This window comes from Pseudacidovorax intermedius (assembly GCF_001476815.1).
Lineage (GTDB): Bacteria > Pseudomonadota > Gammaproteobacteria > Burkholderiales > Burkholderiaceae_C > Xenophilus > Xenophilus intermedius_A.
The window spans coordinates 1-26,395 of sequence record NZ_LDSL01000124.1; the positions used below are offsets into that span (position 1 = coordinate 1).

Annotated in this window: 25 protein-coding genes and 2 pseudogenes; 9 read left to right on the forward strand and 18 right to left on the reverse strand. The window is 72.0% G+C overall.

The features are described 5' to 3' along the window. Nucleotides 1–119: pseudogene (locus tag NS331_RS27205) on the reverse strand (NADP-dependent oxidoreductase); the annotation flags it as partial. A gap of 36 nt (nucleotides 120–155) precedes the next feature. Here NS331_RS27205 and NS331_RS18265 point away from each other — a divergent pair. From NS331_RS18265 to NS331_RS18280, 4 genes and pseudogenes are all read left to right on the forward strand, one after another. Continuing rightward, nucleotides 156–974: pseudogene (locus NS331_RS18265) on the forward strand (NADP-dependent oxidoreductase); the annotation flags it as partial. Nucleotides 975–1,014: 40 nt separating this feature from the next. Then, complete coding sequence (locus NS331_RS18270) at nucleotides 1,015–1,521, forward strand: GNAT family N-acetyltransferase (protein ID WP_058643387.1); 507 nt, start codon at nucleotides 1,015–1,017, stop codon at nucleotides 1,519–1,521. A gap of 44 nt (nucleotides 1,522–1,565) precedes the next feature. Then, nucleotides 1,566–2,246: an SDR family oxidoreductase gene (locus NS331_RS18275; protein ID WP_058643388.1), complete on the forward strand. Its 681-nt coding sequence runs from the start codon at nucleotides 1,566–1,568 to the stop codon at nucleotides 2,244–2,246. A gap of 253 nt (nucleotides 2,247–2,499) precedes the next feature. Continuing rightward, nucleotides 2,500–3,345, forward strand: a complete 846-nt coding sequence (locus NS331_RS18280) for an undecaprenyl-diphosphate phosphatase (RefSeq protein ID WP_058643389.1) — start codon at nucleotides 2,500–2,502, stop codon at nucleotides 3,343–3,345. Between the two features lie 143 nt (nucleotides 3,346–3,488). Here NS331_RS18280 and zwf read toward each other — a convergent pair whose 3' ends face one another. From zwf to NS331_RS18345, 13 genes are all read right to left on the reverse strand, one after another. Continuing rightward, entirely contained in the window at nucleotides 3,489–4,952 is a 1,464-nt protein-coding gene (gene zwf, locus NS331_RS18285) for a glucose-6-phosphate dehydrogenase (protein ID WP_058643390.1), read from the reverse strand. 185 nt (nucleotides 4,953–5,137) lie between these two features. Further along, on the reverse strand, nucleotides 5,138–5,998 hold the full coding sequence (locus tag NS331_RS18290) for a DMT family transporter (protein ID WP_058643391.1): 861 nt from the start codon (nucleotides 5,996–5,998) through the stop codon (nucleotides 5,138–5,140). A 156-nt stretch (nucleotides 5,999–6,154) separates the two neighbouring features. Further along, on the reverse strand, nucleotides 6,155–6,907 hold the full coding sequence (locus NS331_RS18295; protein WP_058643392.1) for a helix-turn-helix domain-containing protein: 753 nt from the start codon (nucleotides 6,905–6,907) through the stop codon (nucleotides 6,155–6,157). Nucleotides 6,908–6,926: 19 nt separating this feature from the next. Further along, the gene (locus NS331_RS18300; protein ID WP_058643393.1) at nucleotides 6,927–7,223 is read right to left on the reverse strand and encodes a helix-turn-helix domain-containing protein; all 297 of its coding nucleotides are present in this window, start codon (nucleotides 7,221–7,223) and stop codon (nucleotides 6,927–6,929) included. Then, nucleotides 7,204–7,530: a hypothetical protein gene (locus tag NS331_RS18305; protein WP_058643394.1), complete on the reverse strand. Its 327-nt coding sequence runs from the start codon at nucleotides 7,528–7,530 to the stop codon at nucleotides 7,204–7,206. The genes NS331_RS18300 and NS331_RS18305 overlap by 20 nt, the downstream gene beginning before the upstream one ends. 46 nt (nucleotides 7,531–7,576) lie before the next feature. Next, a complete protein-coding gene (locus tag NS331_RS18310) occupies nucleotides 7,577–9,133 on the reverse strand; it encodes a class I adenylate-forming enzyme family protein (protein WP_058643395.1) in 1,557 nt (518 codons plus the stop codon). Nucleotides 9,134–9,235: 102 nt separating this feature from the next. Beyond that, on the reverse strand, nucleotides 9,236–12,613 hold the full coding sequence (locus NS331_RS18315) for a DEAD/DEAH box helicase (protein ID WP_058643396.1): 3,378 nt from the start codon (nucleotides 12,611–12,613) through the stop codon (nucleotides 9,236–9,238). Between the two features lie 127 nt (nucleotides 12,614–12,740). Next, a complete protein-coding gene (locus tag NS331_RS18320) occupies nucleotides 12,741–13,439 on the reverse strand; it encodes a response regulator (protein WP_082702599.1) in 699 nt (232 codons plus the stop codon). Then, a complete protein-coding gene (locus NS331_RS18325; RefSeq protein WP_058643397.1) occupies nucleotides 13,436–14,986 on the reverse strand; it encodes an ATP-binding protein in 1,551 nt (516 codons plus the stop codon). Before NS331_RS18325 ends, NS331_RS18320 begins: the two co-directional genes overlap by 4 nt. Further along, on the reverse strand, nucleotides 14,974–15,216 hold the full coding sequence (locus tag NS331_RS18330) for a hypothetical protein (protein ID WP_058643398.1): 243 nt from the start codon (nucleotides 15,214–15,216) through the stop codon (nucleotides 14,974–14,976). The genes NS331_RS18325 and NS331_RS18330 overlap by 13 nt, the downstream gene beginning before the upstream one ends. After that, entirely contained in the window at nucleotides 15,216–15,854 is a 639-nt protein-coding gene (locus tag NS331_RS18335; protein WP_153012920.1) for an ATP-binding protein, read from the reverse strand. Before NS331_RS18335 ends, NS331_RS18330 begins: the two co-directional genes overlap by 1 nt. 14 nt (nucleotides 15,855–15,868) lie before the next feature. After that, a complete protein-coding gene (locus tag NS331_RS18340; protein WP_058643400.1) occupies nucleotides 15,869–17,020 on the reverse strand; it encodes a porin in 1,152 nt (383 codons plus the stop codon). Between the two features lie 134 nt (nucleotides 17,021–17,154). After that, on the reverse strand, nucleotides 17,155–18,111 hold the full coding sequence (locus tag NS331_RS18345) for an AEC family transporter (RefSeq protein WP_058643401.1): 957 nt from the start codon (nucleotides 18,109–18,111) through the stop codon (nucleotides 17,155–17,157). Between the two features lie 181 nt (nucleotides 18,112–18,292). Here NS331_RS18345 and NS331_RS18350 point away from each other — a divergent pair, with 181 nt between their 5' ends. Genes NS331_RS18350 through NS331_RS18370 form a run of 5 tightly spaced genes read left to right on the forward strand, consistent with a single transcriptional unit; the run spans nucleotide 18,293 to nucleotide 23,199 of the window. Further along, nucleotides 18,293–19,414, forward strand: a complete 1,122-nt coding sequence (locus tag NS331_RS18350; RefSeq protein ID WP_082702600.1) for an ABC transporter substrate-binding protein — start codon at nucleotides 18,293–18,295, stop codon at nucleotides 19,412–19,414. 1 nt (nucleotide 19,415) lies between these two features. Beyond that, nucleotides 19,416–20,471: an adenosine deaminase gene (locus tag NS331_RS18355; RefSeq protein ID WP_058643402.1), complete on the forward strand. Its 1,056-nt coding sequence runs from the start codon at nucleotides 19,416–19,418 to the stop codon at nucleotides 20,469–20,471. Next, a complete protein-coding gene (locus NS331_RS18360; RefSeq protein ID WP_058643403.1) occupies nucleotides 20,468–21,265 on the forward strand; it encodes an ABC transporter ATP-binding protein in 798 nt (265 codons plus the stop codon). Before NS331_RS18355 ends, NS331_RS18360 begins: the two co-directional genes overlap by 4 nt. After that, nucleotides 21,265–22,128 carry an ABC transporter permease gene (locus NS331_RS18365; protein ID WP_153012921.1) on the forward strand — a complete coding sequence of 288 codons (864 nt, stop codon included), beginning with the start codon at nucleotides 21,265–21,267 and terminating at the stop codon, nucleotides 22,126–22,128. The genes NS331_RS18360 and NS331_RS18365 overlap by 1 nt, the downstream gene beginning before the upstream one ends. A gap of 51 nt (nucleotides 22,129–22,179) precedes the next feature. After that, nucleotides 22,180–23,199, forward strand: a complete 1,020-nt coding sequence (locus NS331_RS18370) for an isopenicillin N synthase family dioxygenase (protein ID WP_058643404.1) — start codon at nucleotides 22,180–22,182, stop codon at nucleotides 23,197–23,199. A 27-nt stretch (nucleotides 23,200–23,226) separates the two neighbouring features. On the opposite strand, the gene NS331_RS18375 is transcribed toward NS331_RS18370, so the two are convergent. From NS331_RS18375 to NS331_RS18390, 4 genes are all read right to left on the reverse strand, one after another. Beyond that, on the reverse strand, nucleotides 23,227–24,168 hold the full coding sequence (locus NS331_RS18375) for a LysR family transcriptional regulator (protein WP_058643405.1): 942 nt from the start codon (nucleotides 24,166–24,168) through the stop codon (nucleotides 23,227–23,229). A gap of 76 nt (nucleotides 24,169–24,244) precedes the next feature. Then, on the reverse strand, nucleotides 24,245–25,255 hold the full coding sequence (lipA, locus tag NS331_RS18380) for a lipoyl synthase (RefSeq protein WP_058643406.1): 1,011 nt from the start codon (nucleotides 25,253–25,255) through the stop codon (nucleotides 24,245–24,247). 31 nt (nucleotides 25,256–25,286) lie between these two features. After that, on the reverse strand, nucleotides 25,287–25,904 hold the full coding sequence (gene lipB, locus NS331_RS18385) for a lipoyl(octanoyl) transferase LipB (protein ID WP_153012922.1): 618 nt from the start codon (nucleotides 25,902–25,904) through the stop codon (nucleotides 25,287–25,289). 104 nt (nucleotides 25,905–26,008) lie between these two features. Then, nucleotides 26,009–26,308 (reverse strand): YbeD family protein, encoded by a 300-nt coding sequence (locus NS331_RS18390; protein WP_058640474.1) that lies wholly within the window; start codon nucleotides 26,306–26,308, stop codon nucleotides 26,009–26,011. Nucleotides 26,309–26,395 lie beyond the last annotated feature (87 nt).

Below are 26,395 nucleotides of genomic sequence, written 5' to 3' on the forward strand. Positions count from 1 at the left end.
GCCACGACACGGCCGACGCCACCGGCACGCATCACCTCGCCGATGCCCACGGGCGGGATGTAGCTGCGGCCCTCGTTCATCCAGCCGCGCATGGCGGGGTCGAGCGACAGCAGTTCGGCGCGCACCAGCACGCCGCCTTCTTCCACCGCGGGGACGGTGGCGTCGGCCGTGTCGTGGCCTCGCGCAACCCCGGCTTCGCCGAGGGCGATGCCGTGTCGGGCCTGCTCGGCATCCAGGACGTCGCGGCCTTCGGCCATGCGCAGATCCAGCGCGGCGACCTGGGCCGCATCGACCTGGCCGCCGGCACGCCGGGCCAGTGGCTCAACGTGCTGGGCATGCCCGGCATGACCGCCTACTTCGGCCTGCTGGACGTGGGCCTGGCCAAGGCCGGCGACACCGTCGTCGTCTCGGGCGCCGCGGGCGCCGTGGGCCAGACCGTCGGCCAGCTCGCGAAGATCAAGGGCTGCCGCACCGTCGGCATCGCCGGCGGCCCGGCCAAGTGCGACTGGGTGGTCAAGGAACTGGGCTTCGACGCCTGCATCGACTACAAGGCCAGTCCCCAGGCCGTGCGCGAGGGCCTCAAGCAGCATGCGCCGCGCGGCGTGGACGTGTACTTCGACAACGTCGGCGGCGACATCCTCGACACCGTGCTCGCCAAGCTGGCGCCCAAGGCCCGCATCGTCATCTGCGGCGCCATCAGCCAGTACAACAACGCCAACAGCGCCCCCACCGCCGGCCCGCGCAACTACCTGAGCCTGCTGGTCAACCGCGCGCGCATGGAAGGCATGGTGGTGTTCGACTATGCCGACCGCTATCCGCAGGCCATCGCCGAGCTGTCGGGCTACCTGAAGGACGGCCGCATGACCAGCCGCGAGGACGTGGTCGACGGGCTGGAGAATTTTCCGGAGGCGCTGGGCCGGCTGTTCTCGGGGGGGAACTTCGGCAAGCTGGTGCTGCGAGTGGCGAGGAAGTGAAACGCACCGGCGCTGTGCCGGGCTCCACAATCCGACCTCCATGAAACCTGTGATTCGCCCTGAACGGGCCTCCGACGAGGCCCTCATCGCCGACGTTATCCGGCAGGCCTTTCTCGACCACCCGCACAGCAGCCACACCGAGCATTTCATCGTCGCAGCGCTGCGTCGGGAGGGTGCCCTGACGTTGTCGCTGGTCGCCGAGCAGGCGGGCGACGTGGTGGGGCACATCGCCCTGTCACCAGTCACCGTGTCGGATGGCGAGGATGGCTGGTTCGGGCTTGGGCCGGTGGCGGTACTGCCTTCGTGGCAGGGGCGAGGCATCGGGCATGCGCTGGTAGAGGAGGGGCTGGCCCGCCTGCGCGCAAAGGGCGCGGCCGGCTGCGTGCTGCTCGGCGAGCCGGCGTACTACGGCCGCTTCGGCTTCAAGTACGACCCGCGTCTGGTGCTGCCGGGCGTGCCGCCGTCGTTCTTCCTTTCGCTTGCGTTCGGTCCATGCGTGCCGCAAGGCGAGGTGAGCTACCACGCGGCTTTCGAGGCACGGGACTGAGCCTTGGCGACGTGCTTTCCTTGTTGTTGACCTTGATTCTTCCCATGCAGAACTGCCTTGCCGGCCGCCGTGCCCTGATCACCCAATCCGATGGCTTCATGGGCCCGGTACTGTGCGAGGTGTTCGCCGAGCAGGGGGCGACCGTGGTGGCGAGCGCGGAGGCGCTGTCCGATCCCGATGCCGCCGCGCGCGTGGTGGCCGATGCCGGGCCCATCGACATCCTGGTGGCCAATCTGGCCTTCACCGCGCCGACCACGCCCGCCGCGGAGGTCGGCGCGGCCGAATGGCGCGACGCCTTCGCGGCCCTGGTCGACCCGCTGCCGCGGCTGATGGCCGCGGTGGCGCCCGGCATGCTGGCGCGGCGCTCGGGCAAGGTGCTGGTCATCGGCAGCGCGTCGGCGCTGCGGGGCATGAAGCGCGCGTCCACCTACAGCGCGGCCCGCGGCGCGCAACTGGCCTATGTGCAGGCGGTGGGCGTGGAATGGGCGCCGCAGGGCGTGCAGGTCAATGCCATCGCGCAGAACTTCGTCGACAACCCGACCTACTTTCCGCCGGAAGTGCAGGCCAACCCGCGCTTCCAGGAGCGGCTGGCGCGCGAGGTGCCGCTGGGGCGCCTGGTGGCGGCGCGCGAGGACGCGCAGTTCGCGGCCTACCTGTGCAGCAGCGCGGCGGACTGCTTCGTGGGTCAGGTGTTCCCGGTCTGCGGCGGCTGGGTGGCGCGGTAGGACGGGCTGCGTCGTCGGCCTTGGCCGGCCTGGGTTGCGCGCAGGTTGCGCAAGTCGAGTGGCGGTCAGGTTGACGGCCGAAGATCGGCCCGGCCGCGTGCCGGGCGCCTTTCGCGTCGAGCGGCGGTTCGTGCCGCCGAGCCGGCATTCGACGTGCCGCTGCGGCCCGCCCCGCGGCAGCCACGGCGCCACCCGCGCAGCGCCCTCCGCGCTGGCCTCCGCGATCTCCCAGAAAACCGCTTCCGACGTATCGATGACCGCTGCCCAGATCGCCCTCCTGGCCCTCATCCAGGGCGCTGCCGAACTGCTCCCCGTTTCCAGCTCCGCCCACGTGATCACCGCGGAGAAGCTGATGGGGCTCGATCCCACCACGCCCGAGATGACGCTGCTGCTGGTCATGCTCCACACGGGCACGATGTTCGCGGTGATCGTCTATTTCTGGCGCAGCTGGAAGAAGGCGTACTTCAGCTCCTGGAGCGGGTTCCGGCAGAACGCGACGGGTGTGGTGCTGGCCACGGCCTGCACGGGCATCGTCGGCCTGGGGCTGCAGTACGCCATCAAGCACTGGGTGCTGGCGTCCGACCCGAATTTCGAGATCGAACACCTGTTCGGCAATTCGCGCCTGATGGCCGCCGCGCTGGCGGCGGCGGGCGTGCTGATCATCGCGGCGTCGCTCATTCCGGAGCGCAGCAGCCGGCGCGTGGGCGGCTCCTCGGCAATGCTGATCGGGGCGGTGCAGGGGCTGTGCCTGCCCTTCCGCGGCTTCTCGCGTTCGGGCGCGACCATCTCCACCGCCATGGCGGTGGGCATCGAACGCCGCAAGGCCGAGGAATTCAGCTTCGCCCTGGCCGTGGTGCTGACGCCGGCGGTGATCGTCAAGGAGGCGCACCGGCTGCTGACGGCCTCCGGTACCGGCCACGCGATGGCCGTGCAGGACCTCGGCCGCATGCTGGCGCCCAGCGCCTTCGGCATGGTGCTGAGCTTTCTTGCCGGTCTGGCCGCGCTGCGCTGGCTGTCGTCCTGGCTGGAGTCGGGGCGCTGGTACCTGTTTGGCGCCTACTGCCTGGTGGCGTCGGCCTTCGTGCTGTGGCTGAGGTGAATTGAGCAGCCTGGGTCCATCGCGGGAAGACGCATACGGACCACAGCGCAACGGGCCGCGACGCGAATGCGTGCGGCCCGTTGCGCTTCTTTTCAGGCTGGACCTTCCGTGCTCAGGAAGGGCGCAGCGGACGACTCAGAGGCTCAGCCCGGCCCCCGGTTCGTGTCCCGCCACGCCCGCTCGAAAGGGAGGCGCCACGCATGCGGTGCGATCAGCTGGTGCACCGGCTTCGGCCCCCACGATCCGGGCTGGTACTGGCGCACCGGCGGCGGTGCCTCCAGCAGGGGCTGCGACACCTCCCACAGCCGCTCGATGCCCTCGGCGGTGGTGAACAGCGTGCGGTCGCCGCGCATCGCGTCCAGGATCAGCCGTTCGTAGGCCTCCAGCACCTCGTGCACGTAGCCGGTGTCGTTCATGGCGAACTGCAGGCTCAGCTTGTCCAGCCGCATGCCCGGCCCCGGGCGCTTGCCGTAGAAGGACAGCGACATCTTCGACGCGTCCGCCAGGTCGAAGGTGAGGTGGTCCGGCCCCTGCGAGCCCACGCCGCTGCCGGCCGGGAACATGCTCTTGGGCGGCTCGCGGAAGGCGATGGAGATCACCCGCTGCCCCTCGGCCAGCCGCTTGCCGGTGCGCAGGTAGAAGGGCACGCCGGCCCAGCGCCAGTTGTCGATGTGGCACTTGAGGGCGACGAAGGTCTCGGTGTCCGAGTCCGGGTCCACGCCTTCCTCCTGCCGGTAGCCGGCGTACTGGCCGCGCACCACGTCGTGGGGCTGGATCGGCAGCATGCTGCGGAAGACCTTGTTCTTCTCCTCGCCGATGGGCGCCGGCTCCAGCGAGGTGGGCGGCTCCATGGCGACGAAGCCCAGGATCTGGAACAGGTGCGTGACCACCATGTCCTTGTACGCGCCGGTCTGCTCGTAGAAGCCGCTGCGCTTGCCCAGGCCCAGCGTCTCGGGCACGTCGATCTGCACGTGGTCGATGAAGGTGCGGTTCCAGATCGGCTCGAACAGGCCGTTGGCGAAGCGGAAGGCCAGGATGTTCTGCGCCGCTTCCTTGCCCAGGAAGTGGTCGATGCGGAAGATCTGCTCCTCCTCGAACACCTCGTGCAGCTTCGCGTTGAGGTCGCGGGCGCTGGCCAGGTCGGTGCCGAAGGGCTTTTCCATGACGATGCGGGCGCGCTCGACCAGGCCCGCCTCGCCCAGCGTGCGCACCACCGGCAGCGCGGCCTTGGGCGGCACGCTCAGGTAATGCAGGCGGCGGCATTCGGTGCCCAGGCCGGCCTCGGCACGGGCCACCGCCTCGGCCAGCGCGGGAGCGCCGGCCGACAGGGGCACGTAGTCCAGCGTGGCGGCGAAGGCCTCCCAGGCGGCGTGGTCGATCTTGCGGCTGCCGAATTCGTCCAGCGCGGCGCGGGCGAAGCGGCGGAAGCTGTCGGCGTCCATGTCGTCCAGCGAGCAGCCGACGATGCGCCATGCAGGAATGAAGCCGGCACTGCACAGGTGGAACAGGCCGGGCAGCAGCTTGCGCCGGGCCAGGTCGCCGGTGGCGCCCACCAGCACCACCACCTGCGGAAAGCGCGGCCCGACGCCGGGCTGGATCTTGGCCATGGGAAAGCTCCTCTCTCTTTCTCTGTCTGCGTGTTGTGATGAAGGGTTGCCCGTCCAAGCGAGTTCGGTGCCAGGGCGTCCCGGTGCACAGCGTAACGGCAGCGGGCGTGCGCGGGCCTGACCCGTGGGGCCGGCGTGTGCTGGCGCAGCCCGGAGGTCGCGGCCTCGGGGCTGGCCGCTCGGGCTCAGCGCGCCCGCGAGCCCATCACCGCCGCCGCGACGATCATCGCCGCCGCCAGCGCGATGCCGCCGGTCAGCGGCCGGCCGGTGACCACCAGCAGCAGCGTGGTGGACAGCAGCGGCGTCAGGTAGCTCAGGATGCCGATCTGCCGCGCGTCCCCCGTCTTGAGCGCCCGGTCCCAGAAGAAGAAGGCCGCGCCCAGCGGCCCGAGGCCGCACAGCGCCACCAGCGCCCAGTCGCCTGCCGACAGGCTGGCGGCCGGCTCCAGCAGCGCATGGCAGGCCAGCGCCAGCAGCCCCGACACCAGCCCGAAGGCACCGATGGCCGAGGTGGGAAAGGCCGGCACGCGCTTCGTCCACAGCGAGTAGCTGGCCCAGATGAAGGCCGAGCCCAGCGCCGGCACGAAGCCCCAGGCGAAGCGGCCCGCCGCGCCGTCGCCGCCCGCGCCGCGCGCGCTCAGGATCGCCACCGCCGCGCCGGCAAAGCCCAGCAGCGCCGCCACCACGTGCAGCGGCTTGAGCGCCGTGCCCGGCAGCAGCACCGGCGCCAGCACCACCATGCCCAGCGGCCAGAGGTAGTTGACCAGGTTGGCCTCCACCGGCGGCGCATGGCGCAGCGCGATGAACAGCAGGAAGTGGAAGCCGAACAGCCCGTACACGCCCAGCGCCAGCGTGCGCGGCGGCACGGCCCAGGCGCGGCGGTCGCGCAGCACCAGCGGCCAGCTCGGCACGCTGCCGATGATCAGGGCCGCGCCGGTGAGCAGGAAGGGCGGCACGTGGGCGAGCGCGGTGCCCAGCGAGGCGAGCGAGGCCCACAGCGCGATGGCGGCCAGGGCATGCAGGGTGGAGGCGGTAAGAAGGCGCATCCGCCGAGCTTAGGGCCGGCGGTCGTCGCGAATCGCCGGTTCGTCGTCGCGGGGCATGGGTCGGTGGTCGGCTTCGCAGGCGCCTGGCGCCGCATCTCGCAACCAGGGCTCAAGCGTTGGGCCTCATATGTACCGCCCACGGATCAGCAGTCGGGGTCAGTCGCCCTCGCGCCGCAGCGCCGCCGTCAGCGCCGAGGGCGAGCGATAGCCCGTGCGGCGCGCCGTCTCCGCCACGGCCAGACCCGCCGCACGCAGGCGACGCGCCTCGGCCAGCCGCAACCTTCGCAGCCAGGCCAGCGGGCTCAGGCCCTGCGCCTCGCGGCAGCGCTGGGCGAACTGCCCGGGGCTCAGAAAGACCCGCGCGGCCAGGTCGTCCACCGTCAGCGGCCGATGCCATTGGGTGGCGGCCCAGGCGGCGAGGGCCGGCCAGTCGATGGGACGGCGGCGGGCGCTCAGGGGCTCGGCGGCGGACCCACCGTCATCTCCTTGCGGAAGACACCGTGCGGCACCCGGGCCGCCCTGGTGCGGCGGCAGCGCCCAGGCCTCGCACAGCAGCAGCGGCGCCTGGGCCAGCGCCAGGGCGGGCGGCCGGGGCAGCGCCAGGCACAGCCCCAGGTAGCGCGCCAGCGCCGCCGCCTGCGGGCCACTGGCGCGTTGCCCGACATGCGGCGTCCAGGCCGCATCGCGGGTGTCCAGCACCAGGCATCGGCTGGCCCCGGTTTCGGCCTCGAAATCGTGCCGGTCGCCCGGTGCCACGACGAAGCCCTGGCCGGCCGCCAGCCGTCGGCCGCGGCCTTCCACCTCCAGCGCCAGCACGCCCTGCAGCGCCACCAGCACCTGGAAATGGTCGTGTGCATGGCTGCCGCGCGAGGGGCCGTAGTCACGCAAGGAAAGGGCGTCGTCGTGCATGGCAGCAGGCGGGGTGGCGTCAGAGGGCCACGTCGCGCAGCACCTGCGGCGCCGCACGCGCCACGCGGATGAGCGTCTGCGCGGCACCGGAGGGCTGCGAGCGGCCCTGCTCCCAGTTCTGCAGCGTGCGTACCGACACGCCCAGCAGTTGTGCGAACTGCGTCTGCGACAGGCCGACGCGGGCGCGCGCATCGGCGGCGTCGGGTATGTCCACGCGGGTGACGCGCGCAGCGCGGCCGGCCTTCATGTCCTGCACGGCTTCCAGCAGGTCGTTCTGGAAGGCCTGCATCTCGGCGTCAACTTTCTTTCGGGGCATCGTCGATCTCCTTTCGCAGCCGCACCAGGAATTCGGTGGGCAGGTTGTCGAAGCGGGCCTTGGTGTAGCCGATCAGCAGCCAGACCTGCCCTTCGTCCAGCAGGGCGTAGGTGATGACGCGCGTGCCGCCCCGCCTGCCCGTACCTGGGCGCGACCAGCGCACCTTGCGCAGGCCGCCCGAGCCCACGATCACGTCGCCTGCCATCGGATTGCGTGCGATCCAGTCGATGAAGGCTTCGCGCTCGCCGTCGCGCCACACCGTCTCCATCGTGCGGACGAAAGCACGCGTTTCGCTGACCGTGAACATCGGTCGATCATACGCGAAAAGCGTATAGCAACCCCTCTGGAACGGATCAGCGGCCCTCGGCCGCCCACCGATCCCGCAGCTCCCGCTTGAGCACCTTGCCGATGGCGCTGCGCGGCAGCTCGTCGATGAAGCGCAGGCCGGCCAGGCGCTGGGTCTTGCCCAGCTGCGCGTTGGCCCATTCGCGGATCGTCTCCGGGGCCGTGACGTCGCCGGGTGCATGGACCACGTAGGCGACCGGCGTCTCGCCCCACTGCTCGGACGGGATGCCGATCACCGAGCAGTCGGCCACGGCCGGATGGCGGCGCAGCACGGCCTCCAGGTCGCTGGGGTAGAGGTTGAAGCCGCCGCTGATGACCATGTCCTTCTTGCGGTCGAAGAGCGTGAGGAAGCCGTCGGCATCGAAGCGGCCCACGTCGCCGGTGCGGATGAAGCGCTTGCCGTCCGGCGCGAACCACTCCGCCTCGCGCGTCTTGGCGGGCTGCTTGTGGTAGCCGACCATCATGCCGGCCGAATGGCCGACCACCTCGCCGGCCTCGCCTGCGGGCACCTCGCGGCCCGCGTCGTCGATCAGGCGGATGTCGCTGCCGGGCGCGGCGCGGCCCACGGTGTGCAGCTTGTCCGGGTGGGCGTGCGCCTCGAGGATGCAGGTGCCGCCACCTTCGGTCATGCCGTAGAACTCGATCAGTCCGCCGGGCCAGCGCGCCAGCACGTCGGCCTTGAGTTCGGCGCGGAAGGGCGCGCTGGTGCAGAACTTGGCCTTGAAGGCGGACAGGTCGTGCCGGTCGAAGTCCGGATGCGCCATCAGCCGCTGGTACTGCACCGGCACCAGCATGGTGTGGCTCACGCGCTCGCGCTCGGCGATCTGCAGGTACTGGCCGGCGTCGAACTTGGGCATCAGCCACACGCAGCCGCCGAAGGCCAGCGTGGGGAAGAACACCACCAGTGTGGTGTTGGAGTACAGCGGCGTGGACAGCAGCGTGACGGTGTCGCTGCCGTAGCCGTACACCGCGCCGCGCTGGATGTGCGCCCAGCGCATGCCGTGGCCCTGCACGATGCCCTTGGGCTCGCCCGTGGTGCCGGAGGAATAGATGATGTTGAAGGGCGTGCCGGGCAGCACCTCGGCCGGCTGCGGCACGGCGCCCTCGGGCGCGAGCCAGTTTGCCAGCGGCCGGGCGCCCGCCACCTCGCCCTGCAGCGCGATGCGCGGCGCCGTGGGTCCGCCGGCGCCGCCCATGGCGGCGTCGCCCACGGTATCGACGAAGACGAGGCGTGCATCGGCATCGCGCACCATGCGGGCCAGGCTGTCGGGCGCGCTGCCGGGAGCCAGCGGTGCCACCGCCACGCCCGCACGCAGGGCGCCGAGGAAGACGCAGGCGTAGTCCACCGAGGCATTGGCGCAGACGGCGATGGCATCGCCCACGCCCAGGCCATCGCGCTGCAGGGCGGCGGCGATGCGGTCCATGCGGGCGTCGAGCGCCGCGTAGTCGAGCCGGCCGTGCGCGTCGGCCAGGGCGGGCCGCGATGGCTGTTCGCGCGCATGCAGGCGGATGAGGTCGGACACGGTGCCGAAGGACTGTTCGGCCACGAGTTGCTGGGCGGTCATGAAGCGGTCTCCTGAAGTCGCGGCCGGCTGCGGCCGTTCTGCCGGCCAGCATAGCGGCGCGGCCTCGCGCGGGCTGTCGCCTGCTTGCCCGCCAGGCCGGGGTCAACTCCCCAGTGGCCGCAGCAGCAGCGCGACGTCGTCCTCGGTGAACAGCAGCCGGTCGCCGCTGATGCCGCCTTCCAGCAGGCCCTGCGACAGCGCCGCCTTGCGCGCCTGCATGGCGAGGATGCGTTCCTCGATGGTGCCCTCGGCCACCAGCTTGTAGACCATCACCTGCCGCTGCTGGCCGATGCGGTGGGCGCGGGCGGTGGCCTGCGCCTCGACGGCGGGGTTCCACCACGGGTCGTAGTGGATGACGGTGTCGGCCTCGGGCAGGTTCAGGCCCGCGCCGCCGGCCTTCAGGCTGATGAGGAAGAGCGGCACGTCGCCCCGGGTGAAGCGGGCGATGGCGGCTTCGCGGTCGACCGTCTGGCCGGTGAGCGTGGTCCAGCGCAGCCCGCGCTCGCGCAGGGCGGCCTCGATCAGCGCCAGCATGCTGGTGAACTGCGAGAACAGCAGCACGCGCCGGCCTTCCTCCAGCATCTCGGGCAGCACGTCCATCAGCCATGCCAGCTTGGCCGACTGGCGCACCTGCTGCGCCGCCGGCAGCGACTTCACCAGCCGCGGGTCGCAGCACACCTGGCGCAGCTTGAGCAGGGCATCGAGCACCTGGATCTGCGAGCGCGCCAGCCCGCGCTCGGCCAGCGACTCGCGCACCTGCCGCTCGGTGGCCAGGCGGATGGTCTCGTACAGGTCGGCCTGGGGGCCTTCGAGCGTGACTGCGCTGAGTGTCTCGATCTTGTCGGGCAGCTCCTTGGCCACGTTCTGCTTGGTCCGCCGCAGCAGGAAGGGCGTGACGCGCTGGCGCAGCTGTTCGAGGCAGGCGCGGTCGCCATGCCGCTCGATGGGGGTGCGGAACACCTCGCGAAAGCGCGCCTGGCTGCCCAGGAAGCCGGGCATGAGGAAGTGGAACAGGCTCCAGAGCTCGCCCAGGTGGTTCTCCAGCGGCGTGCCCGACAGGGCGACGCGCTGGCGCGCCTCGAGGCTGGCGGCGACCTGGGCCACCTGCGAGTCGGCGTTCTTGATCTGCTGGGCTTCGTCGAGCACGACCACGTGCCAGGCCTGCTTCTGCCAGAACACGCGGTCGCGCGGCAGCAGCGAGTAGGGCGCGATGACCAGGTCGATGCCGCCGAAGCCGCCGCGGCCGTGGCGCTGCGGGCCGTGCCACACGGCGGTGCGCAGCGTGGGCGCGAAGCGCGCGGCCTCGCGCCGCCAGTTGCCCAGCAGGCTGAGCGGCGCCAGCACCAGGCAGGGCCGGTCCAGGCGGCCGTCCTCCTGCTCGCGCAGCAGGTGCGCCAGGGTCTGCAGCGTCTTGCCCAGGCCCATGTCGTCGGCCAGGATGCCGCCGAGCCGGTGGCGCCGCAGAAACTGCAGCCAGTCCAGGCCCTGCTGCTGGTAGGGCCGCAGCGACGCCTGCAGGCCGGCCGGCGCGGGCACGGTGGGCAGGGCGCCGTCGCCGCCGAGCTGGCGCAGCAGCTCGCGCAGCCGGTCCGCGCCTTCCCACACCACGCCGTCGCCCAGCGTGGCGCCGATGCGCAGGGCCTCGATCGGCGTCAGGCGCAGGGTCTCGGGGGCCTGCCAGTCCTGCGGCGGGCGTTCGGCCACCAGGTCCAGCAGGGCCTGCAGCCAGGGCGCGAGCGGGGCCGAGGGCAGGCGCAGCCAGCGGCCGTCCGCCTGCTCGCGCCACAGCCATTCGGGCAGCTGCGGGCCGTCGGGGCCGGGTTCCACCTGCGCCAGCAGGCCGGGCAGCCAGGGCAGCACGTTGTGGCGCTCGCCGTCGATCTCGATGCCCAGCGACAGGTCGAACCAGGGCGAGGCCGTGGGGTCGCCGTCGGCCGCGGCGGGCTGTGCGCCGTCCGCCACGTCGGCGGCCGTGGGCTCGACGATGCGCAGTTCCAGCCGCTGCGGCGGCTCGCCCAGGCCGCGCAGCACGGCGTCGGGCTCGACGCGGAAGCCGGCCTGCACCAGCGGCGCCCAGCCGGCAGCCGCCCAGTCCAGCCAGGTGGCGGCGAAGCCCAGGTGCCAGCGGCCGAGCGCATCGGCCGTGAGGCCCAGGGCCTGCAGCCGATGGCGGGCCTGCAGCTCGGCACCCAGGTCGCGCTGCAGCAGCACGGGGCGGCCCTCGTGCTCGGCCAGCACCTGCGGCTGCGCCTCGGGCCAGTGGCCGCGCGGGCCGCCGTAGTCGAAGTCCAGCAGTGCGCACAGCAGGCCGCGCGCGGCGCGCTCGCCGGGCGGGACCGGCCGCAGGCGCAGGCAGGGCTGGGGCGCGGTGAGGGGCCAGGCCTCGGCACCCGCGCCGGCGGTGGGCAGGGGCAGGCCCAGGCGGCGGGGCAGCAGGTCGGCGTCGGGATCGTCGAAGGCGGACTGCGGCAGCGGCCCGGCCGTCAGCAGCTGGGTGAGCTGCTCGGGCGTGAGCGCGCCGGCCTGCACGGGGCCGCATTCCTGCGCGGCGCGGTCCAGGTACAGGGGCGGCAGCACGGCATAGAGGCTGCGGCCTTCGCCCGGCTCGGCCAGCGCGGGCTGCAGGGCCCAGGCGGGCGCGTCGCCCAGCCGGGTGGGCGACCAGTGCCAGGCCAGGTCGCGTGGTGGGCCCCAGCGCAGCGGCGCGCCGTGTGGCCGGCCCTCGGCATCGGCGGCGAAGAGCCGGCCGGTGCGGGCGGCGGCCTCCAGCGCGGGCGCGGCCTCGGCGCCCTGCAGCAGGCCGCTGGCGCTGTGCAGATAGAAGGCGCCGCCCAGGCGGCCGATGCGGGCCAGGCAGTCGCGGTCGGCCGCGGCCAGGGGGCTGCCGGGCTGGCCCAGGCGCACCATGGTGTCGGCGTCGGGCGCGCGCACTCGGCCCCAGCCGCCGCGCTTGAGCGGGCGGGCCAGACGCCAGGCGAGCAGCGGCCGCGCCGGCTCGCGCGGGCTGCGGCGGCTTTCCTGCAGCAGGTACAGCGGCAGGTCGCCGTCGGGCGCCGGGGCGGGCGGCGGCAGCACGTCGTCGAACAGGCCCGGCAGGGGCGCGGTGCCGGGCGGTGGCGGCGCGGCGTCGGGCCGGCGCGGGGAGGGCGGCTCGGCGCCATGGACGGTGCCGCTCTTGTAGGCCGCCTTGAGCGTGAGCGCCACCGCATGCCGGCAGCGGCTGCCGACGGCGCAGCTGCAGTCGCTGCCGAAGGCGGCGATGCGGCCTTCGGCGTCCAGCTCCAGCAGCACGCTGCATTCGTGGGGCTGGCGTTCGCTGCCCTGCACCTCGCCCTCGATGCGCCATTCGCTGCGGCTGGCAGGGCGGAGGGTGTAGTCGAGCACCTGCTGGCGCCGGTAGGTGTCCAGGCCGCGTTCGTAGGTGGCGGCGGGCAGGTGCCGGGTGAGGGTGGCGGGGGCGATCAGGAAGGCGGCACGCATGGGGGCCCGGAGTGTGCCCCAGGCGCATGGCGGGCCGCCGGGCGCGGGCGCTTGCCCGAGGCGGGCGCGGGGCTGCGCATCCGCGGGTGCGGCGGCGGGCGCGACCGCCAGCCCGCGCACTACGGCCTCAGCGCGCGGGTGCGGGCGCTGCGGGCGGCGGCTCGAAGGAGAAGCCGACGCCGTAGACCGAGCGGATCCATTCATGCTCGGGCGCGGCCTGCGACAGCTTGCGCCGCAGGTTCTTCACATGGCTGTCGATGGCGCGTTCGGTCACGTCCACGTCGTCCTCGTAGGCCAGCTCCAGCAGCCGCGCGCGCGAGAAGATGCGCCCGGGTTGCTTGGCGAGCACCCGCAGCAGCGAGAACTCGCGCCGCGTGAGGTTCAGCGGCTGGCCGCCCAGCGCTGCATGCCAGCAGCCTTCGTCCAGCTCGATGCCGTGCGCGGCGGCGCTCACCTCCTGCGGTGCGCGGGTGCGGCGCAGCACCGCGGCCACGCGGGCCACCATCTCGCGCGGCGAGAAGGGCTTGCAGACGTAGTCGTCGGCGCCGTGGGCCAGGCCGAGCAGGCGGTCCACCTCCTCGGTGCGGGCGGTGAGCATGATGACCGGCTGCTGCGTGTGCACCCGCGCCTGCTGCAGTACCGACAGGCCGTCCAGGCCGGGCAGCATCACGTCAAGCAGGGTGAGGTCGGGCGGCGCCTCCAGCATGCGGCGCAGGGCCTCGCGGCCGTCGGCCACGTGCTCGGTCTGGTGGCCTTCGCGGCGCAGGTAGTCGCGCAGCACGTCGGCAATGTCGGTTTCGTCTTCGACGATGAGGATGCGGGTCATGCGGATTCGGTCTCGGAAAGCGGAAGGGTGATGACGATGCGCAGCCCGCCCAGCGGCGAGGCCTGCGCGTCGATGTCGCCGCCGTGGCCGTCGACGATGGCGCGGCAGATGGCCAGGCCCAGGCCGGAGCCGCCCAGCGCGCGGTTGCGCGAGGCCTCGGCGCGGAACAGGCGCTCGAACAGGCGGGGCAGTTCGTCCTCGGCCACGCCCGGGGCGCTGTCGTCCAGCTGCACCACCAGCACCGGCGCGCCGGCCTCGCGCTCGATGCGGGCCTCGACCGCCAGGCGGCCGCCGGCGTCGGTGTAGGCCAGGGTGTTCTCCAGCAGGTTGATCCACACCTGGCTGAGCTTGCGGGCCTCGCCCAGCACGCGCGGCGCCCGTTCCTCGGCCAAGCGGCCCACGCTGTCGGCCGCCACCGCGATGCCGGCCTGGGCGAAGCGGTCGCGGGTGGCGGCCAGGGCTTCCTGCAGCAGCGTGAGCGGGTAGGTGGGCGCATGCTCGCGCAGCGTGGTGCCGTGGCTGTCCATGCTGTGGCGCAGGTCGTCCACCAGCTGGGTCAGGCGCATCACCTGGCGGTGCAGGCGCAGGGCGGTGCGGTCGTCGAAGCTGCGCACGCCGTCCTGGATGGCCTCGATCTCGGCGCGCATGGCGGCCAGCGGCGTGCGCAGTTCGTGCGCCACGTCGGCCAGCCAGGCGCGGCGGCCGGACTCGGCCTTGTCCAGCCGGCCGGCCATGGTGTTGAAGGTGCGGCCGAGCAGCGCCAGCTCGTCGTGGCCGTCCACGCGCACGCGGGTGCCCAGCCGGCCGCGGGCCACGGCGCGCGCGGCCTGGGTGAGGTCGTCGATCGGCGCCAGCCAGCGCCGGCCGACCAGGCCCGCGATCAGCAGGGCCGCCAGCAGGCCGACCGCGCCGGCCAGGGCGATGAAGCCCGAATGCCGGGCCAGGAAGGCGCGGTCGGCCTCGTGCTCCAGGCCCTGCATGGGCGCCAGCAGCAGCTGGCCGATGATGACCGTGCCGCTGCGGATCGGCAGGTGGGCGGCCGTGGCCGGGTCCACCTGCGCACCCACCACCCGCTTGCCGCTGTTGTCGACCACCGCCAGGCGCTTGAAGATCAGGTCCGGCGGGCCGCCCTCGCCGCCGCGCGGAAAGAACCAGGGCGGCGCATGGCGGCCGCCCGGCTCCAGCGGCGAGGGCGGCTCCTGGGCGTCGCCGAAGGGCAGCGTCCAGCCGCCGCGCGCGCGCCCGCCCCAGAAGCCGTTGCGCTCCCGCTCGCGCGGTGCGAGCGAGGCCGGGTCGACCTCGCCACGCTGCAGGCCCACCCAGGCTTCTTCGTTGCCGCGCAGGCGCGACCAGTTGCCCATGGCCAGGTAGTGCTGCTGCAGCCGCTCGGCCAGCCAGCTCAGGCGGCGGATCTCGATCTCGGCGACATAGGGCCCCAGCCCGCTGCGCAGCGACAGCATGGATGAAACGGCAAAGGCCACCAGCAGCGTCAGCAGCAGGGTGGCCAGGGCCAGGAAGAGTTTGCGGGTGAGGGTCAGGCGGGGCATTGGGCGCGCGCCCGCGCGGTCCGGGCCGGCGCGGGCCAGGAGCGGTCGTCGGGCGGTGGGGCGGGCTGCACGATGGGGCCGAGGGTAAACAAGTCGTGGTGATCCGGGTGGGCGTCGTCGCCGCAGGGCGTCCAGCTGAGCCAGGCGGCGCTGAGCAGGGCCGCCACGGCGGTGACGGGGCCGATCAGCCGGGCGCGGTCGCGCACGGGCGGGCGGGTGGCGTCGGGCATCACGGGGCCTCCCGCACGTCGGTGGGCGCGCCCAGCGCTGGCGCGGCGGCGCGCGGCAGGCGCAGCGTCGCGCCCATGGCGCCGCCGAAGCAGGGCGCCGCATACAGCCGGCCGCGCCGGGCCTGCACGGCGGCGGCGCATTCGGCCAGGGCCTGAAGTGCGCCGTCGCCGAAGGGGCCGGCCGACTGTGACAGGGACTGCAGCTGGCGCGCGAGCGCGCCGGGCGGCCCGCCGGCCGGCACGTCGAGCACCGACACGGCCGCGGTCGCACCCTCGGCCCGCGCGTGCACGCGCAGCAGTCCGCGGGTGGGACCGAGCGCGGCCGCACCCGCGGCGAGCAGGCGGTGCAGGCAGGCGGCCAGCGCGGCCGGGCCCATGGGCACCCACAGCGCCGCGTCGGGCATCTGCCAGTCGATGTGCACGCCGGACGCCTCGGGCGCGTGCAGGGTCAGGGCCGCCAGCACGGCGCGCAGGTCGGCGCAGGCGGCGGCGTCGGGTGCGTCGGATGCGTCGGAGGCGGCCGGTGAAGGCGCCCGCACCGGGGCGACCGGGCGGCGGCGCACCGGCGCGACCGACAGCAGGGGCAACCAGGGCAGGGGCCCTCCGGGAAGGGCGTCGATGCGGGCACCGGCTCTCATGTGGACGTCCTCCCTCAGAACGCGTGGCGGATGCCGAAGTCGTAGCCCGTCGACGACCTGGCCAGCCCGCTGTAGCCCACGGCCGAGCTGCCCCAGCCGGTGGTGGCGGCGGCCGCCAGGCTGCCCGTGTAGGCGCTGTCGTTGCGGTTGTCGATGCGGGCCACCGTGGCATAGAGCGAGGTGCGCTTGGACAGGTTGTGCACGTAGCCCAGCGCCAGCTTGCGGGCGCGCGGCGCATCGCCGTACAGCGGCGCAAGCGCGCCCTCGTCGTAGCGCACCTCGCCGTAGGAGGCGCGGATCAGCCCCGCGCCCACCGGCACGGTGGCGCCCAGCAGGTAGCCGTTGTAGTTGTTGCGCAGCGTGGCCGCGGCCGTCTGCGACTGGTCGCGCACGTTGGACAGCTCGCCGAAGAGCTTGACCGGTCCCAGGTCGTAGCTTGCGCCCAGGTTGCTGCGGCGCACCGTGCGCGTCAGGCTGCCGTTGTCGGTGATCGTGGTCTGGCCGCTGGCCACGGCGATGTCCAGCGGGCCGCTGGCATAGCCGAAGCGCCCGCCGGTGTAGCGGCCCCCGTCGCTGGTGCCGGTGAGGCTGCTGCTGTCGCTGACGTTCTCGTGGGCGCCGTACTGCAGCTGGCCGTAGAAGCCGCCCAGGTTGGCCGGCAGGAAGTAGCCCACCATGTTGCTGGCGCGCAGGTACTGGCTGTCCAGCCCGGCGTCGGCGCCGCTCACGGCGCCGATCAGGTTGGCGCCCGAGCCGTAGCCGCCGAAGGGGTCGAACACGGTGTCGTTGTACGAATAGGCCGTGCGGTCGCGGCCCAGCCGCACTTCGCCGAAGGCGCCCGACAGGCTGACCGTCGAGCGGCGGGTGAAGCGCAGCGCGCTGCCGCCGTCGTCGGTGGCCAGCGGCGCCTCCAGCCAGAAGCTGGCCGCCAGGCCGCCGCCCAGGTCCTCGGTGCCGCGCAGGCCAAGGCTGCTGGCGTCCGAGCCCGAACTCGCCAGGCTGGTGCGGCTTTGCCGGCTGGTGATGCCGGTGGCCGGGTCCACCGACTTGGCGGACTGGTAGGTCACGCCGGTGTCGATCGTGCCGAACAGCGTGACCGAGGATTGCGCCGAGGCTGCGGTCGCCAGGGCGCCGCAGGCCAGGGCGGCGAGGGTGTTCTTCTTCATGCGTGCTCCGTTCCATTCGATGCGCCATGGCCGGCGTCGGCGGCCGGGGCATGGGCGCCGACGGAAGGCCGGCGCCAGCGAATGGTCGCGGGCAAGTTCGGAGGAAATTTGAGCGCCGCGGCCGGCGCCCGCCGCTACAGGCCCAGCAGGTGCGGCAGCACCGCGAGCAGCGCGCTGATGCTGAAGAAGGACAGCGCGGTGGTGGCCAGCAGCGCGGCGGCGGCCAGCGAATCCTGGCCATGCGGCTGCGCCAGGATCGGGAAGATGCTGAGCATCGGCGAGGCCGCCGACAGCACCAGCGCCAGGCGCAGGGCCGGCGCCATGGGCGGCAGGCCCAGGGCCTCGGCCGCCAGCAGCACCGCCAGCATCAGCGCCGGATGCAGCAGCAGCTTGCCGGCCGCGATGCGCAGCACCTGGCGCCGCATGCCGGCCATGCCCAGGCCCGCCAGCGAGCCGCCGATGACGAACAGCGACAGTGCCGTGCTCGCCTGCGCGAACAGGCCGATGGTGCGCAGCAGCGGCGCCGGCAGCGGGATGTGCAGCAGCGTCACCATCACGCCGGCCGCCATGGCCCAGATCATCGGATTGCGCGCCAGGCTGTGCAGCGTGCGCCGCAGGGCCGTGCGCCAGTCGCCCCGGCCACCGGCGGCATCGGCCAGGGCCATCGCCAGGGGCACCAGCAGCAGGTTCTCCACGATCATGTTCAGGCCCAGCACCAGCCCGGCCGTCTGGGCGATCACCATCGACAGGATCGGGTAGCCCACGAAGCCGCTGTTGGGGCAGCTCATGCCCATGGCCATGAGCGCGGGCACCGGGCTGCCCGGCGGCGAGTGCCGCCCCACCCACCAGCGGCCCACGAACAGCGTGAGCAGCGAGCCCAGCGCGTAGAGCAGCATGTAGCGCAGGTCCAGCACCGCGTCCGACGGCCGCTGCGCCAGGGCGCTGAACAGCAGCGCGGGCAGCGCCAGGCGGATCACGAACAGGCCCAGCACCCGCATGTCGCCCCGCGCGAACAGCCCGCTGCGGGTGACCAGCCAGCCGGTGGCGATGGCGAGGTAGATGGGAACGGTGATGGCGAGGATGGCGAGCATGGCGGGTCCGGCGAGCCCGGCACTGTAGCGAGGCCCTCCGATCCGCGCGGCGCAGCGCGCGAATGCCCCGCACCCCGCAGTTCCCAATGTGCAAAAAATCAGTACATGAATTGCTGAAATCTGATGCCAAAGAGAAATTCACGGGTGCTATCTTTTCCCGCATCAAGACAGAGGTATCCGCATGCTCTTCCCCACGAAAACCGCACTGTGCGTTGGCTTCGCGCGCCTGACGCTGGGCCTGGCCGCTGCCCTCGGCGCGCTGGCGGCCGTGCACGCGCAGGCACCCGCCCGGCCGCTCAAGCCCGTCACCATCGCCCTGGGCACGCAGGTGGTCAACGTGACCTATCCGTGGCTCACGCTGCCCATCGCACTGGGCTACTGGAAGGAGGAGGGCTACGACGTCAAGGTCGTCACCGTCGGCGGCTCGCTGCAGGGCATCCAGCAGATGGTGGCCGGTGGCGTGGAATTCGCGCAGGTCAACTCCACCGGCCTGATCCAGGCCAACACCGACAACAACGTGGCCGTGCGCGGCCTCATGGGCACCGGCGTCATCGACTGGGGCATCGGCGTCACGCAGGACGGGCCCATCAAGAGCGTGACGGACCTCAAGGGCAAGAAGATCGGCATCTTCAGCCTGGGCACGGGTGGCGTGCCGCTGCTCAAGGGCTACCTGCGTTCCAACGGCATCGACCCCGACAAGGACGTGCAGATCATCGCCACCGGCGCGGGCGCGCCCGCGCTGGAAGCCCTCAAGAGCGACCGCGTGCAGGCGCTGATGTTCTGGGGCTCGGCGCTCACCGGCTTCCAGAACGCCGGCACGCCGCTGCGGGTGCTGTACGCGCCGGCCTGGCGCGCGCTGCCCGACTTCACCTTCGCGACCATGCAGAAGACCATCGACGCCGATCCGGCGATGGTGGAGGCCATCTCGCGCGGCGCGGCCAAGGCCACGCTCTTCGCCTGGACCAACCCGGACTGCGCCCGCCGCATCCACTGGAAGAACTTCCCCTCCACCAAGCCCACCGGCGCCGACGAGGCGACGCTCGCCAAGTGGGACCTGGCTCTGCTGAATACGCAACTCGACACCATGAAGGCCGCCCACACCATGAACGGCGGCAAGCTGATCGGCGCCATGGACCCGGCCGCCTATGGCCGCATGCAGGACTTCATGCAGGGTGAGGGCCTGATCAAGCGCACCGTGCCGGTCGAGTCGATGCTCTACCTCAAGCCCGGCTTCGTGGAGGCGATCAACCGCTTCGACCGCCAGGCCGTGATCGACGCCGCCAAGGCCTGCAAGAACGTCTGACATGACCCCTGCGCAATTCATCGCCGGCCTGCCCAAGGCCGAGCTGCACATGCACATCGAGGGCTCCATCGAGCCGGGGCTGATGCTGGCCCTGGCCCGGCGCAACGGCGTGGCCATCCGCTGGCAGAGCGAGGCCGAGCTGCGCGACGCCTACCGCTTCACCCGGCTGCAGGACTTTCTGGACCTGTACTACGACGGCTGCCGCGTGCTGCTGCAGGTGGCCGACTTCCGCGAGGTGACGCGCGACTACCTGCGCCGCGCCCATGCCGACGGCGTGCGGCATGCCGAGATGTTCCTCGGGCCGCAGGGCCACACCACGCGCGACGTGCCGCTGGCCGTGGCGATGCAGGGCGTGCTCTCGGCCATGGAAGCCGCCGAGGCCGAGGACGGCATCACCAGCGGCCTGATCCTGGTCGCACAGCGCCACCGCAGCGAAGAGGAAGCGATGGCGCTGCTGGCCGAGGCCGAGCCCTGGTACGGCCGCATCCTGGGCTTCGGCCTGGGCGGCGCGGAGCTGGGCCATCCGCCGTCCAAGTTCGAGCGCTTCTTCGCCCGCTGCCGCGAACTGGGCTTCAAGGTCACGGCCCATGCCGGCGAGGAAGGCCCGGCTGCCTATGTGCGCGAGGCCGTGGAACTGCTGCACGTGGACCGGCTGGACCACGGCAATGCCTGCCTGGAAGACCCGGCGCTCGTGCAGGAACTGGCGCGCCGCCGCATCCCGCTCACCGTGTGCCCGCTGTCCAACCTCAAGCTGCAGGTGGTCACGGACATGGCGGCGCATCCGCTCAAGCAGTTGATGGACGCGGGCCTGTGCGTCACGGTCAATTCCGACGACCCTTCCTACTTCGGCGGCTACGTCAACGACAACTACCTCGCCTGCCAGCAGGCGCTGGGCCTGACGCAGGCGGAGCTGGCGCAACTGGCCCGCCAGAGCTTCGAGGCCGCCTTCATGCCCGAGGCGCAGCGCGCCCAGGCGCTGGCCGCCATCGACGACTGGGTGGCGCTGGCCGAGGCTGAGGCCGCAGCGAATTCCGTTGCGCCCGAGGAGGCCACATGAGCGCGACCCTGGCGCCCGAGGCGCCGCCGGCCTTCCGCTTCGGTGGCCTGCACAAGACCTTCCGCGCCAAGGACGGCGGCGACGTCGTCGCGCTGCACGACGTTCATTTCAGCGTCCGGCGCGGCGAGTTCGTCACCGTCGTCGGCCCCAGCGGCTGCGGCAAGAGCACGTTGCTGCGCATCCTCGCTGGCCTGGAGCGCGCCAGCCGCGGCCAGGTGGAGCTGGGCGGCCGGCCGCATGCCGGACCCAGCCGCGACGTGGGCGTCGTGTTCCAGTCGCCGGTGCTGCTGCCCTGGCGCAACATCCTCGACAACGTGCTGGTGCCGGCCGAGATCCAGGGCCGCGACCGGGCCGCCGCGCGCGAGCGGGCGCGCCACTACCTGCAGCTGGTGGGCCTGACCGGCTTCGAGACCAAGTACCCGAGCGAACTGTCGGGCGGCATGCAGCAGCGCGTGGGCATCGCCCGGGCGCTGGTCAACGACCCGCTGCTGCTGCTCATGGACGAGCCTTTCGGCGCGCTCGACGCCATGACGCGCGAGACCATGAACACCGAGCTGCTCAAGCTGCGCGAGCGCACCGGCGCCACCATCATGCTGGTCACGCACAGCATTCCCGAGGCGGTCTTCCTGGGCGACCGGGTGATCGTCATGTCGCCGCGGCCCGGCCGCGTGACCCAGGTGGTGGAGGTGGACCTGCCCGCGCCGCGCACCCTGGACCTGATCAACACCGAGCGCTTCGGCACCTACGTGTCGGGCATCCGCGCGAACCTGCATGCCAGCGGAGGGCTGGACTGATGGCCGACACCCTGACTTCTTCCGCCGTGCCGCCGGGCGCGTCCTCGGCCGCCGCCGACGAGGCGCCACTGCGCCGCGCGGGTCTGACGCCGCTGCGCCGGCGCGTGCTGATCGCCGCGGTCTTCATCGCCGTGGTCGCCCTCTGGCAACTGGCCGTGACCGCGCTGGACGTGTCGCACCTGATCTTCCCCGGCCCGCTGGCCGTGGTGCAGGCGCTCTACGACGGCATCGCCTCGGGCGACATTCCCACGCACCTGTGGGTCACGCTCTACGAGATCCTGGCCGGCTTCGCGGCCGGCGCGCTCGCCGGCTTCGTGCTGGGCGCGCTGATCGGCCAGAGCGCCTTGCTGGAGGCGGTGCTCTATCCCTACGTGGTGGCCTTCCAGACCGTGCCCAAGGTGGCGGTGGCGCCGCTGTTCGTGCTGTGGTTCGGCTTCGGCACCACGTCCAAGGTGATCATCACCGCCACCATCGTCTTCTTTCCGGTGCTGGCCAACACCATCGTCGGCCTGCGCTCGGCGCCGCGCGAGCAGATCGACCTGATGCGGGCCTTCACCGCCTCGGGCTGGCACGTGTTCCGCATGGTGCGTCTGCCGCATGCACTGCCCTACGTGTTCGCGGGGCTGGACATTGGCATCGTGCTGTCGGTCATCGGCGCCATCGTGGGCGAATTCGTCGGCGCGCAGGCGGGGCTGGGTTATCTGATCCTGCAGCGCAACTTCTCGATGGACGCGGCGGGCATGTTCGCCATCCTCATCGTGCTCTCCTTCATCGGCATCGTGCTGCACGCGGCGGTGCGCTGGATCGCGCGGCGCGTGATCTTCTGGGCCGACGCCTTCTCCGACCTCTCGCGCGGCAGCTAGTCCCCTGGCCGTTCCCGGCTGCGCACTCTCCCCAAAACCAAGGAGCCTTCCATGACCGAATCGACCGACCACGCCGTGGTCGCGCCCCGCCGTGCCTCGGCGCAGGAAATGCCCGTCCTCGACCTGGGCGACTGGATCGCCGGTGGCGACATCGCGCCGCTGGTCGCGCAGTTGCGCGACGCCTGCACCCGCACCGGCTTCTTCTACGTGAAGAACCATGGCGTGCCGCAGTCCGTCATCGACGCCGTGTTCGACGCCACCCGCCGCTACATGTCGCTGCCCATGGACGAGCGGCTGAAGGACAAGATCGACGAGCGCTTCCGCCGCGGCTTCATGCCCATCGGCGTGACGCAGCACCCGGGCCACAAGCCCGACCTCAAGGAAAGCTACGAGTTGGGCCTGGACCTGCCGCTGACCGATGCCGACGTGCAGGCGGGCCGTCCGCTGCACGGGCCCAACCGCTGGCCGGCCGACAAGCCCTGGCTGGAAGAGGCCGCCATGGCCTACTTCAACCACACCATCGCGCTGGGCAAGCGGCTGCTGCGCGTCTTTGCGCTGGCGCTGGAGCAGCCGGAGGAATTCTTCCTGCAGTACGCCCGCAAGCCCATGGTGCAGGCGCGGCTCTTCCACTACCCGCCGCAGGAATCGCCCACGCAACTGGAACTTGGCGCCGCCGCCCACACCGACTACGGCATGCTGACCCTGCTGGTGCAGGACCCGATCGGCGGCCTGGAGCTGCGCACGCGCGAAGGCGAATGGGTGGCGGCCCCCTACATCGAAGGCACGCTGGTGGTGAACCTCGGCGACCTGGTGAAGGTGTGGACCAACGACCGCTACGTCTCCAACCTGCACCGCGTGGCCAACCGCACCGGCCGCGAGCGCTATTCGATCCCTACCTTCTTCAACCTGGACTACGACACGCCGGTGGCCTGCCTGCCCGGCTTCGTCGAGCCTGGCCAGGCGCCGCGGCATGCGCCGATCAAGTCGGGCGAGTACCTGGTGAGCCGCTTCGCCTCGGTGCAGAAATACAGGACGCCGGCCGAGCTGGCGGCCGAGGAAGCGGCGGGCTGAGGAGCCGTGCCTGCGGCCCAGGCCCGGTCAGCGGCCGGGTCGCCCGTTCGCGATGGCGGGATCGGGCTCCAGCTGCTCCAGTTCCGCCGTCAGCTCGTTCACGAAGGTGGTGACCGGCAGCGGCAGGTTGCGGCCGCGGTGCAGGCACAGCGAAAAGCGCTGCGGCCTGGCCCGCGGGTCCTTCAGCAGCACGTAGTGGCCGCGCCCGGCCAGGTGCTGCGTGTCCTGCAGCGGCGGCGTCAGGATCGACAGGGCCATGCCCTCGGCCGAGACGTTGCGCAGCAGCTCGTAAGAATTGGTCTCCAGCGCCACCTTGGGCCGGATCTTGGCCTTGGCCAGCATCTCGTCGTACTGCTGCTTGGTCCACATGGTGGCGTCGGGCAGGGCCAGGCCGTACTCCGCGCAGTCCGACAGGCGCAGCGTCTCGCGACCGTGCAGCGGATGGCCGGCGCTCACGTACACGTACAGCGGCAGCAAGCGCTGATAGGCGATGGTCACGTCCTGGTGGGTGACGTTGCCGAAGGTCAGGCACAGGTCCAGCCGGTCGTCCACCAGCATCTCGATCAGCTGCGGGCTGTTGTAGACCTGCACGTTGAAGGTGAAGCCCGGAAAGCGCCGCGTGAAGCGCGCCATGAAGCCGGGCATGAAATCGCGCACCAGCGATTCCGGAATGCCGAGGTTGACGTGGCCACGGCGCAGGCCCTGGATGGCCTCGATCTCGGAGCGCAGGCGGTGCGACTCGCTGTCCACGCTCCTGGCGTAGCGCATCAGCGACTCGCCGGCGGCGGTGAGCCGCAGCGTGGCGCGGCCCCGGCTGCGCTCCAGCAGAGGGGCGCCCAGCGTCTCCTCGAGCAGGCCGATCTGGCGGCTGATGGCGGACGGGGCGACGAACAGGATCTCGGAGGCGGCGCGGATCGAGCCGCAGCGCACCGCCTCGACGAAGTAGCGCAGGGCGGTGGTGGAGATCACGACGACCCTCCGGACGCTGGCAGGGCCGTGCGCGCGGGCGCCGCAGCCTGCCTCATGTCAGGGAACGACGCGCGCGTCAGGCGGCAGGCGCGGCTTCGGCGCCGCCGGCCAGCACGTGGCCGGCCTGCTGGTCGGCGTGGTAGCTGGAGCGCACCATGGCGCCCACGGCGGCATGGCTGAAGCCCATCTTGTAGGCCTCTTCCTCGAACATCCTGAAGGTGTCCGGGTGCACGTAGCGGCGCACCGGCAGGTGGCTGTTGCTGGGCGCGAGGTACTGGCCGATGGTCAGCATGTCGATGTCGTGCGCGCGCATGTCCCGCATGGTCTGCAGGATCTCTTCGTCGGTCTCGCCCAGGCCGACCATGATGCCGCTCTTGGTCGGCACGTTGGGATGCAGCGCCTTGAACTTCTTGAGCAGGTTGAGGCTGAACTGGTAGTCGGAGCCCGGCCGCGCTTCCTTGTAGAGGCGCGGGATGGTCTCGAGGTTGTGGTTCATCACGTCCGGCGGCGCGGCCTTGAGGATCTCCAGCGCGCGGTCGTCGCGGCCGCGGAAGTCGGGCACCAGGATTTCGATCTGCGTCGTGGGCGAGAGCTCGCGCGTCTTCTGGATGCATTCCACGAAGTGGCCGCTGCCGCCGTCGCGCAGGTCGTCGCGGTCCACGCTGGTGATGACCACGTACTTCAGGCGCAGCTTGGCGATGGTCTTCGCCAGGTTCAGCGGCTCGTCCTTGTCCAGCGGGTCGGGCCGGCCGTGGCCCACGTCGCAGAAGGGGCAGCGGCGGGTGCACTTGTCGCCCATGATCATGAAGGTGGCCGTGCCCTTGCCGAAGCATTCGCCGATGTTGGGGCAGGATGCTTCTTCGCAGACCGTGTGCAGGTTGGATTCGCGCAGGATCTGCTTGATCTCGTAGAAGCGCGTGGTGGGGCTGCCGGCCTTGACGCGGATCCATTCGGGCTTCTTGAGCACCTCGCCCGTCTGCTCGACCTTGACGGGAATGCGCGAGAGCTTGGCGGCCGCCTTCTGCTTGGCCAGCGGGTTGTAGGTGTCGGCGCTCTGGGCGTCGCGGACGACTTCGGTGGAGCTCATTGGGAGGCTTTCTGGGAGGGGCCGGGCGGTGTCAGGGCAGGAGGTAGGCCTGCAGCTTCCGGCTCAGTACCTGGGCGGCATCGTCCCAGGCCACGGGGACGCCGATTGTAGAAAGGTCGACCGTGCGCAGCCCCGCGTAGCCGCAGGGGTTGATGCGCGAATAGGGTTCCAGGTCCATGGCCACGTTCAGCGCCACGCCGTGGTACGTGCAGTGCCTGCTGACCTTCAGGCCCAGCGCGGCGATCTTGCCCAGGCCGCGGAACGGGTCGCCGCCGGGCATGGGGCCGGTCAGCGCCGCGTGGGAAAACGGATCGTCCATCCGCACGTAGATGCCGGGCGCGGTGGCCACGCGGTGGCCGGTCACGCCGAAATGGCCCAGCGTGGCGATCACCGATTCCTCGATGCGGTAGACGTATTCCTTGATGAAGTAGCCGGCGCGCCGGAGGTCCAGCAGCGGATAGGCCACCACCTGGCCGGGCCCGTGATAGGTGACCTGGCCGCCGCGGTCGGTCTGGACGACGGGGATGTCGCCGGGCAGCAGCAGATGGTCCTGCCGGCCGGCCAGGCCCTGCGTGAAGACCGGGTCGTGCTCGCACAGCCAGAGCCGGTCGGCCGTCTCGGGCGTGCGTTCGGCGGTGAAGCGCTGCATGGCGGCGAAGGTGGCGGCATAGTCCACCCGGCCCAGCCACTCGGGCTCGGCCGGCGGCGGGCGGACGGCTTCCGCCGCGGCCAGGGCTTCGCCGTCGGCGGCGCTCACAGCACGACCTTGACCATCGGATGCGAGGACAGCGTACGGTACAGCTCGTCCAGCTGCTCGCGGCTGGTGGCGGTGACGGTGATGGTCACGCCCAGGTAGTTGCCGGCCTTGCTGTCGCGCAGCTCGATGGTGCCGGCGTCGAACTCGGGGTCGAACTGCCGGGCGATGTGCGTCACGGCGCCGACGAAGCCGTCCACGTTCGCGCCCATCACCTTGATGGGGAAGCGCGAGGGGTACTCGATCAGCGAATCCTTGCGCGGGTCGGTCGAGCCGGGGGTGGTGGGGGTGTCGGTCATGGCTGGGGCTCCTGTTTGGCGTCCTGATAGGCCGCATACAAGGCGTGGTAGATGGGGCCGGGCACGCCCTTTCCAACGGGGCTGCCG